Here is an 18,935-nt window from a genome sequence, read left to right as displayed (position 1 = left end):
CATGTTGTCATATAAAGGGCGTTGAGGTAAACGCGTTCATTCCGGCCCTGTTAATCTTTTGGATGAACCAGCTGCTATTTAAAAATTGTAAATTTATTAATTATTAATCCTGTATCAATTTTTCAGGACGATAAGTCAAATAGAAGATTATTTTTTTTTCATTTTAATTTTTTCAGTCTGATACTTTGCAATATCCGTTCCTTGAATTTGACCATTTTCAATAGCTGGCCTATAATGAATTCCTCMGTAAAGCCGACTAATAGCTGCTTCCTTAGCTGCCTGATCAAAAGAAGTAAAGCTTCTTATTGGCAATCCATAATCAACCTCTGTATTGTCTTTAAATTTAAAATCATCGCCAAATATTTTGGTTAGAATATAGGCGGCTGATGTTGAAGCAACACTATGGCCACTTGGGTATTCTGGAAATGGTGGCGTTTGCAAAATTGGCTGCCAATTTTCATCGATATTAGAATTTATGAATGTTTCCGGCCGAATATAGTTGCTCCTGTATTTTTCATCCCAACAACTAATAAAAGCATCAAATAATGCAATACATGTAGATGTGTATGCAAAACTACTTTGGATATAATTAAAAGTTTTCATTTTGCAGGCAATGGTGGCAATAGAAATCCAATGTGCTCCTGGTGAAATCTTTTTTGTTGCATAATTCATATGTCCATTTACATTTAGAAAAAAAGGATTACAATCCCAAAATTTCGCAATGTCAAGTCGTTCCGCATTTAGGTTTTTACCAGCTAGATAAACTTCATTCGCATTTCTGTAAAAAGCACTATTCTTATCCCTGCTATAAGCCGGAGGAGGCGCAGGTTTAAACTGATCGGCTGTTTTCATACATAATGGTCGTATTTTGTTCCAATAAGGTTCCACTGCCGCCATATAACCAGGTGGAGTAGGTGCCCAATTCCCTTCTTCTTTCACAATACTATAGCGCCTTAACTTACGCGTTTCTTTATACTGATCCTGATCAACCCATCTTAAAATAGAATCTGACACCTTTTTACCATATAAAATTGAGTTTTGAACTACAGTATCAGGATATCCTTTTACTTTATACCACAAAAGGATGCTGTTTAAACTATCTAACGCAACCTGATCGGAGAATACAAGCCGTTTTGCAACCTGCCAGTACGCGTAGGTAGCAGCCAGTGAGTAACTAATTTGGGTGTTGTCGGCGTTTGGAATTCCATTAAAGCCATTCAATTGTCCTTTTAAAGATTGAAACTGATTACTATTTTWARMMWRAAWWWMAWARRMRKMAAWKTTTGNWWTAAMYAAAYATTCNNKMCTNTGMAANNCAGGNTRRARAWARTANATCRSTTWCAATAATGTCAGAAAGGGCTTTCTGTGATCTGTGCAAAGGCAAGGGATCATTTTCGATTTTGCTCCACTGACCATTTGCATGTACTGAAGTACAAAAAACAAATAAAAACAAGTATATCTTCATGATGTTCGTCTTAATTAGCAGCCTTTAAAAGCTGAACGTTATCATTATTTTTAACAATAATAATTTTTTTGGTTTCTCCTTTAATCTCAATCATATTTCTAACGTCTCCATCTATATACAGACCCGAATCATACGGAGGCAGTGGTTTAAAATCACCTTTACCATTTCCAATTAAAAGTAAACCTAAAGCAGCATCTGACTGACCAAGTTGAACCCGATAGGGATAAAAATTTCCGGCCAAAAGGATGTCATCTTTTCCATCGTGATTAAAATCATCTACGACTATACCCCATGTTCTCGAAAATTGAGCTTCGATTGGAAGCACTTTAATGGTAAATTTCCCGGTTCCATCATTTAATAAAATAGATGTTTCGAGTTGCTTGCAGTAAAATTTTTGACTTTTGCTCAACTGCTCTGGTGTGAATAACTGATCTATTGTTATATTCGAATAAGCGTCATAGCTTAAAAACCGTTTTTTAAATTGAACGATCTGATCTAGTAGTTCATCTCTAGAGGCCATTGGATAGTTTTTTCCCTGAATGTAGTAACACATAATCGGATCTAATACGCCATCATTATTAATGTCTGAAGTATAAATGGTTATTGGTTGCGTACTACTTGCCTTAAATTGATTGTTTAAACCACAGTTCCCTACAACAAAATCAATTGCGCCGTCATTATTCACATCCATCGGCACGATTTTACTCCACATACCGTCTGAATTTTCTAAACCCGAGTCTTTATCATATTTCAAAACCCCTTTCTCATTTTTAAACTTCTTTAATGGCATCCAGTCTCCCCCAATTAACAACTCAGGATACCCATCTTTATTTAAATCCTGCCAACAAGCTGTAACAACCATCCCTGGGTACTCCAAATCAGGAGAAAGTTGGCTGGTTACGTCGCTAAACTTCACTTCCCCTCCTTTTGAATCATTTCGCAATAAGTAACTCTTGCTGCATAGCGGGAAAGAACCTGGTTTACTCATTCCGCCAACAAAAACGTCTAAATTTCCGTCCTTATCAAAATCAACAACGCTAATGGCCTGTTTACTGCTCCACATTTTTGGCAGTGCGTCTTTAGCTTTGTGAAAAACGCCTTTCCCATCATTTAGATATAATCGATCCTGATATTCAGGGGCATTTTCATCGTATTCATTTCCACCACTGACCACCCACAAATCAGGAGCCCCATCGCCATTTGCATCAAAAAAAACTGCATTTACATCTTCACTGGCTTTGTCCTCCTCCCAGGGCTGATTTGATGAGGGGTTAAAGTTTCCTTCTTTATTACCTAAGAATAATCGACCTGCCTGACCAATTGCTCCTCCTATAAAAATATCTTCTATTCCATCTTTGTTAACATCGGCCTTGGCTAAAGCAGGACCAAATTTTGATAGCTGATAAGGTAAGAGCGTTTCGACTTTAAAATCTATAAAATCATTTTCATTATGTTTAAATTTTAGCCCCGATTCTAATGTATTGTCTACAAACAAGGGTTTTGTTTTAGCAATATTCTCTTTTTTGACTGCCCCATCCTTCTGATTGAAAGTTAATGTCTGGTTCGATTGTATATTTTCAATAAAGCTCTCTTTTCCATCAGGCCAAATTACTTTGACTGAATTTACTTCAGTATTTTTACCTACACCAAAACAATTTGTTTGACTTACACTAGATTGATAACCACGTACCACATATTTTTCCTGATACTGTATGTTATCGTTTGTTTTAACATAAATTTTAGCTCCTATTGCAGCCGTATTTAACCCTGTGCCGATAAGCTCAATTTTTAAATAGTGTGATTTTAGCGATTCTGAGTTATTCCTATACACCATTACAGGTGAGTTTATGTTACAAACAATTAAATCCAGATCACCGTCATTATCTAAATCGGCATAAGCGGCACCGTTAGAAACAGAGGGCTCCGAAACGCCCCACTCTGCCGTTTTGTTACTAAAGGTTAAATCATGATTGTTAGAGAAAATATAATTCGAGATTTTGTTTGAGGGCATTTTTTTGACCAAATCGAAGGTTTGAAACTTTAAATTCCCCTGTTTAAGCGATTCCTTTTGCGCAGTGGCAACAGTATACTTTAGGAAATCCATATCGGTAAAATCTCTTAAATAACCATTGGATATAAATAAATCTTTCCAGCCATCGTTGTCAAAATCGGCAAATAAAGATGCCCAACTCCAATCTGTATTAGAAACACCTGCCAACTGACCTATTTCACTAAAGTGCAGACTACCATCTTCTGCCACACCTTCATTTAAGTGCAACATATTTCTCATTTGCTGGTTATAATATCCACTGTCCAGCAACAAGTGATATTGATCGTATTCATCCGGTCCTTTCAGCAATTTTTGCCTGTGATTATCCTCTGGAAGCATATCAAGAGTCAAGATATCCGGTCTACCATCATTATTATAATCGGCAATGTCCGAACCCATTGAATATTTTGAGATGTGCTTAATTGATTTCCGGATACTTTCCGAAAAAGTCCCATTCTTATTGTTGATATAAAGGCAATCTTGTTCGGTATAATCGCTTGAGGTATAAATATCTGGCCAGCCATCATTGTTTAAATCGCTTACCGCTACACTTAGCCCAAAATTTAAGGCATTGTTTATAATCCCTGAGGTTAAAGTAACGTCTACAAAATGAGGTTGATTATTTTTAGAATCATTTCTAAATAAGCGATTCCCGTATTTCATATTTGGGGTAGATCGTACTTTTTTAGTGTTTAAAAAAGGTTTATAAGTTTGGTTGGAATGATTTAGCAAAAACATATCTAAATCACCATCATTGTCATAATCAAAAAAAACGGCCTGTGTAGATTGAGTTCCTATTGCATCAAGGGCATAAGCTCCGGCCATGTTTTTAAAAATAGGTACCCCAGCTTTTATTCCCTGATTAATAAACAATTCATTTTTGAGTTTATCATCAGGAAATTTTCCTGAATGACAAACATATATATCAGGTAGGCCGTCTCCGTTTACATCAGCTATGCTTACTCCCGTTGCCCAGGTATCATTTCCTTTTACGCCTGCTTTACTGGTAATATCTTCAAACTTTAAATTACCCTTATTAAGGTATAATTTATAATCTCCGGCATTTGCCGAAAAAAAAATGTCCGGCAAACCATCTCCATTAAAATCCGCTACGCCAACTCCCGATCCGTTATACAAATATTCGTAATTCATCACATGTAATGAATCGGTTTCAATTACCTTATTTACAAAACTGACATTTGTTTCTTTTGCCGGCAGTAAGGTAAATAAAGGCTGTTGTCCATTAGCGTTGTTAACAACTGCCAGCATTGAGAAGAAAAGTGCAGATAGCCATATCTTTATTTTCATGGTGCTTTTTTTAAATCAACCTAAAGTTTTATTACATGGGTAGCTGCAAATCTTTATTTTAATTCTATTTGTTCGTCATTTTCTTTATAAGGCAAAAATACAAGCAACATCGTCATCATCTCATCGGTAGATTTCATGTCATTAGCCGAATAAACGTTTCGAGGCGGACTACTGGGATTGTTAGGATTACTCTTTGTATTATCATAAGTACCCTCTATGGTTAATACAGAGCCCTTAGGGATTTTTACTAAACTTTTAAATTGATAAATTTCTTGCCATCTAAAATCCCAGGATGGGATTGAAACAAGCTGTATGGTGTCTTGCTGAGGTGTTACTGCATATGATTTGAATATTTTACCCAAGTAATGCATATGTGGCCAAATGTATAGTAAAGATTGATCTTGCGGTGTTGTGATTTTTAGTTCGAACTTTCTTACGGAATCGGCAGGAATAAAAAAATAAGGCTCAATAGAGCTTTCGCCTACACCGGCAGAACCTAAGCTAATCACCTCAACTTTTCGTTCTATTGGTGTTTTTTTGAAAAAGAAATTTATTCCGGAAATAATTTCTTCGTCTTTCGAAACCGGAGCATAATGTATGGTTAATAAGATGACACCCCTTTTTGGCATAACCCAACCAAAATTATTGGGATAAGATTCATAAGATGTCCCTGGAATCCATCCACCATAATAGGTCATTGTTTTTTTAAAAGGAAAATACTGCGAGTATTTGGTCCTATCATCCTCTGTCAAATTTAAAAAATCGGCACCCTGGTTAATTTCAATATCATCTGCTACAGGGTGAATGGCAAAGTTGGCGTGATGTATTACTTTTTTATTGGAGGAAAAAAACTCCATTGCTTCGACGTTATTTTCTGCACCAATATCAAAAGGAATTTTAAAAACAATAAACCGCTCCTTATTATCGCCAATAACTTTAAATGGTTTAATTGTTTGTAAAACAAGGTCAGGCTTTCTGGAATACTGCGTGCCTTCTATAAATGTCTTAGTTGCTGTTTTTGGTATTTCGCGTACATCGCCCATTGGCATTTTCGCGTCAACCCACTTAGCTATAGTAAGCTTTTCTTCATTCGTTAATGACCTATCATTCTTAAATAATCTGTAATGGTTATCTGGTTTCCATGGCGGCATATAACCAGATTGTGTTACTTTTTTAATAAAAGAGCCTCTTTTTGCGACATCCTCATAGGTTAATAAAGAAAATGGAGTAGACTCTCCAGGCCTATGGCAGGACTGACACTTATTTTGAATAATGGGTGCAACATCCTTATAGTAAGTAATTTTTTGGGCATTTACGTTATTTGTGCAAATGAATAACCCAATTACTATGGTAATAATTTTTGATAGTAGTAAAGATTTTGAACTCATTATATATCGTTGATTAGGCACCCAACTGGAATAGTTTTTTTAAATGTTTGTTTACCATTTAACTGGTCTTTTATAGCTTGTTCGAGATATTTCTCCGTAATAACCAAACGTTTTTGTCCTAGTGAGGTAGCCCAGTTATCAATTAGTCCGCTATAGGTTATTGCCCCCATTTTATTGATTAAAAAAACTTCCGGCGTTGTTGTTGCACCTAAATATTTTGACAATTGTTTCTCTCTGTCAGTTAACAAACTGAAATTGATCCCGTATTCATTTCTAAGTTCATTTATTTCTTTTAATGAATAACTGACCCCAGGGATTATGCCATAAAAATTGATGTTTTTATTAGCATTTTGCAACTTTATCAAACCAGGTAAATAATTTTTACACAATGGACATTCGGGGCTTAAAAACACAAGAACTACTGCTTTACTTAAATTGATTCGGCTTTCTTTACCGGCTAAATCAATTAATTTGATCGAATTTATTTTTGCAGGAGAGACTATTTTTTCCTGAGCTTTTATAAGAACAGGAAAAATGGCTAATGAGAGCAAAAAACTTAATCGAAAAATAAACGGCCTCATGGTTTTTGATTAAAAAAAGCCCTTAATAAAATTACTAAGGGCTTTTTAATTTAACAATTATTTTTTATCCCACCAAACACGACCAAAAGCATCATTTGGACCGCTACCAAAATCTGGATTTTTAGCCATTTCTGCCAATGCAGTTTGCTGGTTTGCATAGTTTAAGTTAGTTGGACTTAACAAGTCTATCCCTGCTCTACGCGCTAAAACAAGTGGTGTTCCGTTGGCCTTTAGTTCAGACCATGCCAAAACTGATGTGGTATTAGGAAAGCCAGTTCTTTTCCACCAAGCCCAGGCTTCTAATGGTTGTCTGTAAAAATCCAAATAAGCTTGACAAGCGATTTGTTCAGTAGCTTTAGCCGCATCAAATTTAACTCCAACTTTATCATAGTAAGCATCAATTGCCGGAGCAGTTACGGCGGTAAAATCTTTTACATTCGCATCAACAGCTCTATCACTGTAAAATTTAATAGATGCATATACTCCATTTTTATACCATGTTTCAGCAACGTCTGTAGTCACACCACGGGCTGCAAGATCAGCACGTAGAAAACAATATTCGGCATATGTTAGCACGGGAAAAAAACCTTTGCCTGTACCAGCTTTTAAGCCATCATTATTGTCATAATTAGGTGTAAATAACCGGTGTTGCAGCTGCGATAAATTATCTATCGAAGCATACAGTGGCTTATTTACAGGTAATTTTGCTTCATCAGGACTGGTAAAACTTCCCACGTAATTTCCAGCTGCATTCGGACGATAATATATCGCTAATCTAGGATCGCCTTTGGCAACAAGAAAGTCTAAAACAGGTTTACCTGCTGCAAAGTTTGCTGGGTTAAAGTTTCCACCTGCATTTGCATAAGATGGTCCAACTTTAAGCATCCAGGAATCATTAACATTTGCCATTTGCACTGGATCTGCCAGTACTTCAGTCGCAATTGTTTTCATTTTGGCTGGATCAACTTTCATTAAGCGAATGGCGATTTTCAAACGCAAAGCATTTGCTGCTTTAGCCCAAAGTGTTGCATCGCCATTGAAATATGGATCATTTCCACCAAGACTGAGCTGACCTGTGGCCGAGCCTTTTAAAGTCGCTACAGATGCTTTCAGCTCTTCATCTACTTTTGCAAATATTTGCTGTTGGGTTTCATATCCCGGGGTTTTGGTACCGCCATACCTTGCTTGGAAAGCTTCAGTATAAGGTATACTTCCATTGATATCACTCACGTAAAATGCATAGTAAGATAAGAGTATTTGTGAAATTGCTTTCATATGTACCCTTGCATTTTTATCAGCATCAGGCATTGATTCTATGTTTCTTATCCCATCAGCTAGAGCCGGGCCTAATCTGCCATAAAATATTTTACCGTAACGCGTATTAAATTGCGAGCCAACATTATTAAAGTTCAATCCGTTCCCAGTGCTTAGTGTGCTGTACTGCATCCAAAGGTTTGCGGCACGGTACACATCTGCAAAGTACTCGAAATCATCTTGTGACCCTACTGCAGCTCTAAGAAATTGATCTTCAGGCTTAACTTCATATATTGTATTGGGGTTTAAATTTGCCTTTACAAAGCTTTCCTTTTTACAACCGCTCATTGCAAGCAGGGTTGAACCCATAAGGAAAAAATATTTTGCTTTATTTATAATTTTCATATCTGTAGTATTTAAATAATTAAAACGATGCTCTGATGTTAAAACCTAAGCTTCTTACCAAAGGGAAGCCGCCATATTCAGCAAAAGCACCTGCCCTGTTGCTAAAGATACTTTCAGGATTTACACCGTCTTTGGCTGTTTTGTATAGATAAGCTATGTTTCTACCTGTTAAATTCAGGCTTAAAGTATTTATTTTCAATTTACTTAAATACTTACTTGGTACAGTGTAGCCTACTGTTACTTCGCGAAGTGCTACCCAAGAATTTTCAAATACTGAATATTCTCTAATACCACTAGACCATTGACTTAAATTTTCATAATACGCATAAGCCGGTATTGGTTTTAACAAACCTTGCTTAACTGCATCTGCATAGGTCATTCCGCCTAAATCTACTCCATTAGCCTTTAATCCATCGTTTAATACTCCATCCGGAATAATACCATCGTGTTGTGTTACGCCATTTGCATCGGTATAACTTACTCCTCCTGAAGCTTCATCTCTACCAAATAATGAATTTGTGAATGAACCATTCGCTGATCCATATTGATGGGTTCCTGAAGCCATTAAACCACCAATTTTGGCATCAATTTGAAAACCTAAAGAAAAGTTTTTATAAGATAGATCTTGTCTTGTACTGGCAAGATAATTTTCCATCATGGTTCCTAAATTTTTTCTGGTTCCATCATAATCCTGCGATCTAACAAAAGTGTAATAGCCACCGGTAGTTCCATAACCTGTGTTACCTAATACTTTTTTGCCATTACTTGGGCTGGCAACTGGATTACCGCTTGCGTCTTTCTTTTGATAATATGAATAGGCGTAACCTGTAATCAACGATCCATATTGTTCCCCTACTCTGGCGACAGAAGTAATATCGTTACCAAAAGCTAAATCTAAATCATAACTTTCAACTCCAGGTGCTAATTCCAATATTTTGTTCCGGTTACGTGTAAAGGTAACAGACGCATTCCAATTAAAATCTCTTGATTCAATTGGTTTACCAGTAATCAAAACCTCAATACCTTGATTTTGGATGTTACCAGCGTTTAAAGCTTGTGAAGTAACTCCTGATTCCTGTGGTAAAGAAAAGCTTAAAATTTGATTGTAGGAATTTTTCTTGTAGTACGCGACATCAAAATTCAAACGGTTTTTGAAGAATCCTAAATTGGTACCGATTTCGAACTCCTTGGTCAACTCATTTTTTAAGTTGTCATTTCTAAGAATGTTATCACTAAATCCATAAACCGATTGATTACCACCATTAGCATTGTTAAAACTACCATCTTGTAGTTTAAAGTAGCCATCAGTATTGGTCTGCTGTGGTTTTGCTGATAATCCAGTATAAGAGTAGGACCCCCTTAATTTACCAAAAGATAATATCGAACTATTTTGGAATACTGGTAATTCGGTAAATATCCAGGCCAAACCTACACTTGGATAAAAGTATGAATAATTACCGTGACCATCTCTGTAAGTAAGCGCCGATGACCAGTCATTTCTTCCGCTAACATTTAAGGTCAACATGTTTTTCCAGGTAATATCTCCGTACAAATAAACTGCGTCGGTACGTTCACCCAAATTTGGATAAGCCGTTGTTGTTGAAGGATCAATGGAATTTGAAATGGAATAAAGATCAGGAACTTTAAGTCCGCCATTGGTAACCGACCTGTTATAAAATGCAGCATCCCCAAGGTTTTTTTGATAAGTTTCCGCTCCTATTGAGGCATTCAATTCAAAATCACTTGAAAGTTCTTTAGTTGCATTCAACAATCCTTGAACACGATAGGATTTATTGGTATTTTGCGTTATTTCGTAATCGCCACCACTAAAGCCAATACCAGCTCCTCTATTTTTTCTTTCGTAAGCAATATTGTAAAAGTTAGTATTTGTTCTTACCAAAGCCGAAAGCCAAGGAAGAATTTTAATATTTACATCAATATTTGCCAATAAATTATTTTCCTTTTGAGTCCTGTTGTCATTTTGAAGTCCATAGGCAAATGATCCTATGCCGTAAGGATCGTAACGATTTCTGTCGCTCGAACCCAATGCACCGCCGGTTGCCGGATTGATATTGTTATTGATATAGGCATTTAAATCAACATTTCTAGGCTTATAGTATGTAAACGCAAACAACGGATTATTCGCACTTCCTTGTCTTGCCGGATTCAACGAATTCGACATCGTGTAGTTTACACTCGCATCAACTGAAATTGATTTCGAAATTTCTCTGGTCACCCTAAATGCAAATGCATCTCTCTTTAGTTTATTTCCAGGCTCAACACTTGAATTATTTAAATTGGTATAGGCTAAACGATAAGATGTGTTTTCACTGGCACCTTCAACCGAAACATTTGTATTGATAAACTTTCCGGTATTAAAATAATCTAATGGATTATTGGCTACCCAAGGTCTCATTACGCCATCTAAATCCTTTACCATTCTACCATCCAACTTAGGTCCGAAGGAATAACCACCTACATAATAACCTGCAGATTGATCAACCACATCTACCCCGTTAGCATCCTTAGCAAATACAGGAGAAATTCCACCTCCATATTGATTCTGAAGATCTACAAATTTATAAGCATTATCAAAAGAGCTCGTTTGGGATATGGTTACACCCAAACCTTTGCTGGTTTTACCCTTTTTTGAAGTAATTAATAATACTCCACCTGCGGCTTTAGAACCATACAATGATGATGCAGCAGCTCCTTTTAATACGCTAATACTCTCTATATCATCAGAGTTAATGTTTTTCATAATGTTACCAAAATCTGCAGCGTCGCCCCATGAGTCTGCTCCAGAAGTACCCGGCTCCATTAATATCCCATCATAAACAACTAAAGGCTGTGTATTTGAACTTAATGATGAATTACCTCTTATTCTAATTCTTGAAGAAGAAGTCGGACCACTAGCCCCTTGATTAATCATTACACCAGCTACTTTACCTTGTAAAGCATTAACCACATTGGCGTTATTTGCTTCCGCCAATTCGCTACCGCTTACAGCTGTTGCCGAATAACTTAGTCTTTTTACATCTTTTTTAACACCAAAACCAGTAACAATAACTTCAGAAAGTGATTCTGTGTCATCAACCATCACAATAGTTTGATTGGCTGAAGCGGCAACTTCCTGGCTAACCAAACCGATAGATTTAATAATCAGTTTAGCACCTTCTTTTACCGAAAGCACAAATTTTCCTTCGGCGTTAGTAGAAGTTCCATTTTGAGTTCCCTTTTCGAGAACACTTACCCCAGGGATGGGATTACCAGACGAGTCTTTTATCGTACCAGTAATATTCTTCTGTGCGAAAGCTGTTATTGTTAAAAAACATAACAACAACAGACTAAAACACTTTAAGTACATTTTTTTCATAATTTTAATTTATTTAGTTAATATTAGTTTAGGATAATTAGGGATTCATTAATGGATCTTCTTCTATTTCTGCATACACAATTAGTTTTAGTTAAACATTTATATTAGTTAGTTTTTTTAGTCGAACAAACTATTTTCAACCATTAAACTGGCAGCTGCCAACAACTCGGCCTCATCATTTAAGGTAGAGAACATTATTTCAGTTTGCTCAGCTATTCGAGGGATACAAAATTCATTAAGCGCCTGTTGTATGGGAGGAAGAAGCATTTTCCCTGCTTTGGCACCGCGTCCACTTAACACAATTCGTTCAGGATTTAGAATATGAATTAAAGTAGCCAACCCCTTACCAATCTGAAATGCGGCATCAGCTAAAATGGAAATCGCAAGAGGATCCTGCTTTACAACTGCATTTAAGAAGTGATCAGCATGGCTTTTACTTTTATCTTTAAAAAGCGTTTTTAAGCTAGTTTCTTCACCATTTCTAACTGCTTTTTCTGCTTTCTGAACCATTATCAAAAGAGATGTTTCAACTTCGAGACATCCCCGCTTGCCGCAGGAACACAAAGTATTTGAATTAGATAACGGTATATGGCTAAATTCTCCAGCGTAACCGCTGCTGCCCCGGTATAATTTACCATTAATAATCATCCCAAGGCCAGTACCCCAACCAATGTTAACCACGAGCACATCACTTAAATTTCTTGCTTCCCCAAAATTTAATTCGGCCAGGGCGATCAAACTAGAATCGTTATCTATATATACTGGTAAACCTACTTTTTTAGAGAGGTAATCTTGCAAGCTGATATCCTTTTCCACTTGCATAAAGGAATAATTCATGCCTTTTTCGGCATTGATAAAACCTGGCATTCCAATACCAATACCCAAAAAACTCTCTTTATCAATTGTTGACTTCTTTATACAATCATCAATAAATGCAATCAAAGTATCGGCACTTTTGCTCATAGTCATGTCCAAATCGACTATCTGGGTTGGTAAAACCTGATGATTCGACAGATCATATATTGTTAACTGAGTAGTTAATTGATCCATGGCTACAGCTATTATGTACCGTTTATAATTGGGATTCAATAAAAACAATAAAGGCCGCCGCCCCCCCGTAGATGGCGCTAGACCCTGTTCTATAATTAATCCCTCCCCCATTAAAGCATTTACCGCCGACGTAATTAAAGGCAGGCTTTTTTTAGTACGCTTACTCAAATCAATCAGCGAAGAATTCTTTTTATAATAAAGCTGCTTGATGATGTCAGCCCTTAATTGCTGCGCTTTCTTAATAGTTGCTGACATTTTTTTGTTTAGTTTCCATAAAAATATAAATAAAACAAAAGAAATACAAACTTTTTAAAAAATTTAATTACATAAGCCGTTCTGCATAAATAATTAATCAAGAATCTATACATATCACACAAACCAGATAAACACATCTGCTTTCGATATTAAGTTCCGGAAAAATGGAAATGGGTGAGTTTGAACAACTGTTTCTTCGAACTTAAGCTGATAACGCTAATCTAATTAGCTTAATGAAGGTGAGTTTAAAAGCAGGGCAAAATCGGCTGAGGAACCTAAATGTTTTATAGAAAATAATTATCGTTGGTAAAAATTATATAGCCCTGGTCGTGTTACCCAACTACTACATTGCTCCAACAGGCGAATAACACGGAGTGAAACTAGAGTTTTATATGGTGTGCACCAACAAATACACCTTCCATTACACAGCCGACCGAAGGGCACCCATGGCTTGACACGAATTTTGCAGGAAAAATGTAAGGCAATTTGCATTAAAACAACTCACGCATGCCAATTTTCTCTGATTTACCCAAACCAATTAAAAAGGTACCATTTTTTTAAGAATCTAAGTCCCGGAGGCTGATCTGGTCCCCGTATATAAGCCATTACCAGCTCGTGAAGCAGCAATAACCGGACTATTGTCTTCAGGGAATTCTAATATGAAGGTTGTTCCATTGCCGGGTACGCTGTAAAAACTGATCTTACCTTTTTGCATTTCGGTATACTCTTTACATAAGATCAGGCCAAGCCCAACGCCTTTTTCGTTGCTGGTTCCATAAGTAGATGCTGCATTCAGCTTAAAGAGATCAGCCTGCCTTGCTGCAGGAATACCCACACCATTATCCATAATATGTAATCTGACATAACCGAGGCCATTAGAACTAAATATCTGAATATCCCCACCTGGAAGCGTAAACTTAATCGCATTATTAATCAGGTTGCGGATCACCAGTTTAAGCATATCCAGATCGGCAGTGAGTTCAGCGGAGGGATCAATATTCACTCCAATTGTGACTGTTTTTATATCTGCTGCTGCTTGTTGTACAGCCAAACAGGTTGATACTATTTCGGACAGGTTCAGCCTCCTCTTATTTACACTGGTGCCCCCATCCATTTGCGATTTTGTCCAGTTCAATAAATTATGCAACATTACCTGCGTGTTTTTTGTCTCGTTGAGCAGGCTCTTTTCCAGAAACCGACGTTCATCCGGTGATAATTCATATTCATGAAGTGTTTCCAGGAAACTGGCAATTGAATTCAACGGAGAGCGCAGGTCATGAGACAAAATAGACAATAACCGGGTCTTGGAATCATTGGCTTCTTTTAAAGCCAGGGAAGCCGCCAATGCATTATTCCTTTCCCGCTGATAACTGTTGATCAGGTAAGAAAATACCGCACCTATACAAACAACTACGCAGATATAGGTTGTAGCTGTGTCCAGAAACAGATCACTGCGCTTTGCATACGTGACTTTTACAAATCCCCTGTTATAATAGTCGACCAGCAATAACCCACCAACAATACCCACATTAATAAACATCCAAAATACATATTGCCTGGTCGGCATTACCGCCAAAGTAAAGACCAGCGAAAGGAGAAAAAGTATCAATGTAGGTCCATGTATCCCTGAATTGATAAAATAATTCAATACCATCAATACACTCGTACTCGTGCTAAATATGATAAAACTAAGGCGCAATCTTCCAAAATACCTGGAATTGATGTACATCGCTGCCGTTACCATCCAGGCAGCTGAAAGTGCTGCATTTGCTAAGGGTACTTTTATCACAATATTTACCAGTATTGCCAAAGGAAGACCGATCATAGCGATCACACTAACTTCATGAAATATTCTGGCCTGGAGGGGGGTGTCAGCGTTGGTACCGATCAATTTGGCATGCAACCGTTTAATAGATTTGATCATCAAAAATTTGCCAATTTTAAAAGCAGTAAATCTAAGAAAAATCTGATCAGTGCCCGATGAAAAGTTTTAGAGCGGTGAACGCGTTAATACGTTTATTCTATATTCTCACCACAATCTGATCTAAATGAGGATTAAAACCCGCTGGAGTCGCTGGCTTGTCCAAAGACAGTGGTGTTTACATCGGGATCGTCGACGGCAAAGTCGCGCATACCGTAAATTCGGTTGTCTATTGGAACCGAAACAATGGCGCCTTTTTCAGAGATATCCAGATAATAAGTGTCCACGGCATCGCAGTCAACGACCAAATGGGCGTCACCAGGGGGTTCTTTCTGCCGGGATTCGCTGGTCCGTTTATATGGATGCAGGCTTCGTTTTTGGACAGCCCTGCATATTGACCGTACTCAGAATCGATACTAAAGCCGAGGATTTCGGTGTAGTATTTCAGGGCCTGGGAATAATCGCTGACGTGAATGACGGTTGCAGAACTTAATGCTTTCATGGTTTTTGGAAGCCTAGGTGGGACAAATTGATTTGGTTAATGGATGATAAGATGAAGTTTATTTAAAAAGTATGGCGCTGCTGTAAACTTACAGGGTCATGGTATAAATACCCATGGGATCATTTAAGATTTGGACAGTTAAAACAAAACGCCTTTAATTCGGTTTACTAATAACAATTTCAGATTTACTTATGGATTTTACGGTAGAAGTTGAAGATATGATTGCAATGATTGTCTCAATCATATGCGGAGGAGCAATAGGTTTTGAACGGGAATATAAGAATAAGTCTGCTGGTTTTCGTACCATCATTCTGATTTCTCTTGGATCGACAATTTTCACGATAGTTTCCCGCCACGGAGTTGGGACAGATGACCGAATTTCGGCAAATATCATCACCGGTATCGGATTTATTGGCGCAGGGGTAATTTTTAAAGACAAAATTTCTGTACGTGGACTAACAACAGCTGCTGTCATCTGGACTTCTGCCGCAATCGGAATGACAACCGGCATCGGGTATCATGCATTAGCTCTATGTCTAACGGTCATCACACTAGGAGTGTTGTTAATGGTAACCAAAGTGGAGCGTTTGATTGCCAAGCTTCAAAAAGAGCAACTTTTGAGTGTGACATTTCGTGAACCGGACTTTAGTCAGATCGAGCGGCTGGAAAAGACTCTAAATACAAAAGGCCTTTCGCTAGAACGAATGGAAATCGCCAAAGAAAACAACCACCTGATGGTGATTTTCAAAGTATCGGGCAAAAAAAAGTACCTAGTGGAAATGAATGAAACACTAGCTACCGTGCCAGAAATCATAAGTTTTTCCTAAGGATACTCTTCTCCCCAGGAAATGGATCGGCTTATTAGCCCATTCACTATGACTAATGTAATAAACCCGTAGCATCAGCAACCCGACAGGCTTCTATTGCGTTATTTACATTGAGCTTCTGAAAAATGTTCTGTCTGTGCCTGTTCACAGTATGGATACTCAGAGCCAGTTTACTGGCGATCTCTTTACTCCTTAGTCCCTGATTAATAAGTTGAAGAATCTGCCCTTCCCGTGAAGACAGGATGTCTTCGAACCGTCCCTGCTCACTATCTACTATCGTACCTGTACCGGAATTGATAATAAGACCTTCCGGAACGTCAAATCCAGGATGATCATATACCATGTTGTACAAGCAAAGGGTTAACCAAACATCCCCCTGTTTGGTACTGCTAAGGTAAAGCAAACGATGTTTGACCAGGAGATACTTTCCCTCGTTGTTTTTTATCCGTAGCCTGGTGATCAGACTGTAGTTAAGACGTTCGGTTAAGTCGATAGCTTTAATTAGCTGGAAAAACTTAAATTCCAGCCTGTACTTCTTCTGAAGGTCCTCAGGATGGACCCCGGCTAACAATTCATCTTCCCATATTGAATTTATTTCTGTCCGTGTGGGTTCAAAACCAAGTTGCCGCGCAGCTCCGCCACAATAGATATAGCTTTTTCTTGCCCGCATATCACTCAATACGCTAATGGTATTTTCCAGCTTTGCATAGATGCCAGCGATCATTTTACCATCATCGAGCATCAGATCGGGTTGAACCTTCCCCGAAATGGGCTGAGAAAAGAGCTTTATATCAAGCAAATCACGCATCTCTTTAGTGTATTGATGGTTATTTATAGCCATTTGTGTTGGATTAGCAAACTGTAAATTTGGAACGCACAAGTTAAGCTTTCGAAGCGATGAAAAATATGAAAAAAACCTTACTGGCAATTACCTTAATGCTGAGCTTTAGCGAGATCAGGGCTCAGAGTCTGGAGAAAATGAATTGGTACAATGAACCGGAACGATGGCAGATCAAAGACGGCAGCTTAATCATGCAGGTAACGCCCAAAACTGATTATTGGCGGATATCACATTATGGTTTCACAGTTGACGACGCCCCTTTTTATTATAGCACTTACGGTGGCGAGTTTGAAGCGAAGGTAAAGTTAACGGGTGATTACAAAGCTCGATTTGATCAAATGGGACTTATGATTCGCATCGACCAAAAAAACTATATTAAAACAGGTGTTGAATTTGTGGATGGTAAATTTAATGTCAGTACGGTGGTGACCCATGAAAAGAGTGATTGGAGTGTGACTGCACTTAACAAAATCCCTCCCTTTATTTGGATTAAGGCTTTACGAAGATTGGATGCTATCGAGATTTATTATTCTTTTGATGACAAAAACTACATCATGACCCGAAATGCTCCATTACAGGACAACACTCCTGTTATGGTAGGCCTCATGGCTGCCTCTCCCGATGGAAACGGCTTTGAGGCGCGGTTTGAAAATTTCTCGGTAAAACACCTTCCCGATCAACGGCGTACAGAGTGGCTTAAGCAACATCAATAGGCCTCGAGGGTACTGTCCGGCAATGATTAAAATTGACTGTTTATTAATTTACTTTACCTTAAGCACTATGCAAAAACATCAGGTTTTAGCCCTATTTCTCTTATTATTTCTGGTGTCTGCTGCTAATATTTTGTCATGGGATTTAATTGAAGACATTAAACCCGGATTAACTTTGAGTCAGGCATCAATAGCGATGTTTTTTATTCAGCCCATGAAGTATATTAGTCAGTTACGAAAGAAGAGAATATCTTTTTTGCTTGTTTTATCGTTGTTATTTTTTGTCTTGTCATGCAAAAAAAACACTTCTATTCCCAAGGAGGGTGTTCCGGCAGTTTCAGTTACCAAAGCTTTTTCCCTGTTAAAAGTTGATTACCTCCTGGAAAAGACTGATGGTGAAGACTCCACGATACATCAATTAAAATCCTATAAATTAAGTAATTCTTCCAATGATCAAATTCAGCAAACCTATATCGAAGATTTTCAGTATTTGAACAAAAAATCATTTTTTACGTTCGATAGTCTGCCGGTGGATCTCGCTAAATACATCGACTTGTCAACTGTGTATATTCAAACACCAGCAGAAATAGATGCTCAGCGTATTTATGCCTTTGATCTGGGTTGGCAGCTTTCTGCTACACTTCAGCAACGGCCTGTTAATGAGATAAAACCTTCTAGTCAGGCGATAAAGATTCCAGCCAGATCTCTGATCCAAATTGATCGATCTATTACAGAATATTGGGCTAAGGTTTCTTTTTCTGCCGTATTTAAAAATGAAAGTACCGGGCAGTTGTGTACAGTTAGGGGTAAATGGAGAGGAACGCTATATTTTTCAAATTATTCGGTTGTGCTCAGTGAGCAAACTTTGAAGTGACCACAAGCCTGCTTCGGTGACCAGACTTTGATGTAATCAGCCATTTTTATTGACCCTATCCTCAAAGAAGAACTACTCCCTTGCTTGTTTGTCTAGAATATCCAATAATTCAGAAGTAAAACGTATTT

The 18,935-nt window shown here is 37.6% G+C and carries 12 protein-coding genes and 1 pseudogene; 3 read left to right on the top strand and 10 right to left on the bottom strand.

Going from position 1 to position 18,935, the window contains the following annotated elements; genetic code table 11:
• Window positions 1-147: 147 nt before the first annotated feature.
• From N824_RS03820 to N824_RS03775, 9 genes and pseudogenes are all read right to left on the bottom strand, one after another.
• On the bottom strand, window positions 148-1,221 hold the full coding sequence (locus N824_RS03820) for a vanadium-dependent haloperoxidase (RefSeq protein WP_161662256.1): 1,074 nt from the start codon (window positions 1,219-1,221) through the stop codon (window positions 148-150).
• 254 nt (window positions 1,222-1,475) lie between these two features.
• Window positions 1,476-4,823, bottom strand: coding sequence for a VCBS repeat-containing protein (locus N824_RS03810; RefSeq protein WP_052334049.1), 3,348 nt, complete (start codon window positions 4,821-4,823; stop codon window positions 1,476-1,478).
• Between the two features lie 53 nt (window positions 4,824-4,876).
• Complete coding sequence (locus N824_RS03805) at window positions 4,877-6,211, bottom strand: cytochrome c (RefSeq protein WP_152541977.1); 1,335 nt, start codon at window positions 6,209-6,211, stop codon at window positions 4,877-4,879.
• Window positions 6,211-6,792: a redoxin domain-containing protein gene (locus tag N824_RS03800; RefSeq protein ID WP_048903821.1), complete on the bottom strand. Its 582-nt coding sequence runs from the start codon at window positions 6,790-6,792 to the stop codon at window positions 6,211-6,213. The genes N824_RS03805 and N824_RS03800 overlap by 1 nt, the downstream gene beginning before the upstream one ends.
• Window positions 6,793-6,849: 57 nt before the next feature.
• Complete coding sequence (locus N824_RS03795; protein ID WP_048903820.1) at window positions 6,850-8,451, bottom strand: SusD/RagB family nutrient-binding outer membrane lipoprotein; 1,602 nt, start codon at window positions 8,449-8,451, stop codon at window positions 6,850-6,852.
• A 19-nt stretch (window positions 8,452-8,470) separates the two neighbouring features.
• On the bottom strand, window positions 8,471-11,827 hold the full coding sequence (locus N824_RS03790; protein ID WP_200869809.1) for a SusC/RagA family TonB-linked outer membrane protein: 3,357 nt from the start codon (window positions 11,825-11,827) through the stop codon (window positions 8,471-8,473).
• A 117-nt stretch (window positions 11,828-11,944) separates the two neighbouring features.
• Complete coding sequence (locus N824_RS03785) at window positions 11,945-13,132, bottom strand: ROK family protein (RefSeq protein ID WP_048903819.1); 1,188 nt, start codon at window positions 13,130-13,132, stop codon at window positions 11,945-11,947.
• 565 nt (window positions 13,133-13,697) lie between these two features.
• Window positions 13,698-15,056, bottom strand: a complete 1,359-nt coding sequence (locus N824_RS03780; protein ID WP_048903818.1) for a sensor histidine kinase KdpD — start codon at window positions 15,054-15,056, stop codon at window positions 13,698-13,700.
• Between the two features lie 131 nt (window positions 15,057-15,187).
• A pseudogene (locus N824_RS03775) lies at window positions 15,188-15,555 on the bottom strand (VOC family protein).
• Between the two features lie 191 nt (window positions 15,556-15,746).
• On the opposite strand from N824_RS03775, the gene N824_RS03770 reads away from it, so the two are divergent.
• Entirely contained in the window at window positions 15,747-16,382 is a 636-nt protein-coding gene (locus N824_RS03770) for an MgtC/SapB family protein (RefSeq protein ID WP_048903816.1), read from the top strand.
• A 52-nt stretch (window positions 16,383-16,434) separates the two neighbouring features.
• On the opposite strand, the gene N824_RS03765 is transcribed toward N824_RS03770, so the two are convergent.
• A complete protein-coding gene (locus N824_RS03765) occupies window positions 16,435-17,223 on the bottom strand; it encodes a response regulator transcription factor (RefSeq protein WP_048903815.1) in 789 nt (262 codons plus the stop codon).
• A gap of 65 nt (window positions 17,224-17,288) precedes the next feature.
• Here N824_RS03765 and N824_RS03760 point away from each other — a divergent pair, with 65 nt between their 5' ends.
• Both N824_RS03760 and N824_RS03755 read left to right on the top strand, forming a co-directional pair.
• Entirely contained in the window at window positions 17,289-17,936 is a 648-nt protein-coding gene (locus tag N824_RS03760) for a DUF1349 domain-containing protein (protein ID WP_048904083.1), read from the top strand.
• Window positions 17,937-18,003: 67 nt separating this feature from the next.
• On the top strand, window positions 18,004-18,807 hold the full coding sequence (locus N824_RS03755; protein ID WP_048903814.1) for a hypothetical protein: 804 nt from the start codon (window positions 18,004-18,006) through the stop codon (window positions 18,805-18,807).
• Window positions 18,808-18,935: the final 128 nt, after the last annotated feature.

This window comes from Pedobacter sp. V48 (genome assembly GCF_000523515.1).
GTDB lineage: Bacteria > Bacteroidota > Bacteroidia > Sphingobacteriales > Sphingobacteriaceae > Pedobacter.
The sequence above is the reverse complement of the archived record's forward strand: the minus strand, read 5'-3'. Positions and strand labels throughout refer to the sequence as shown.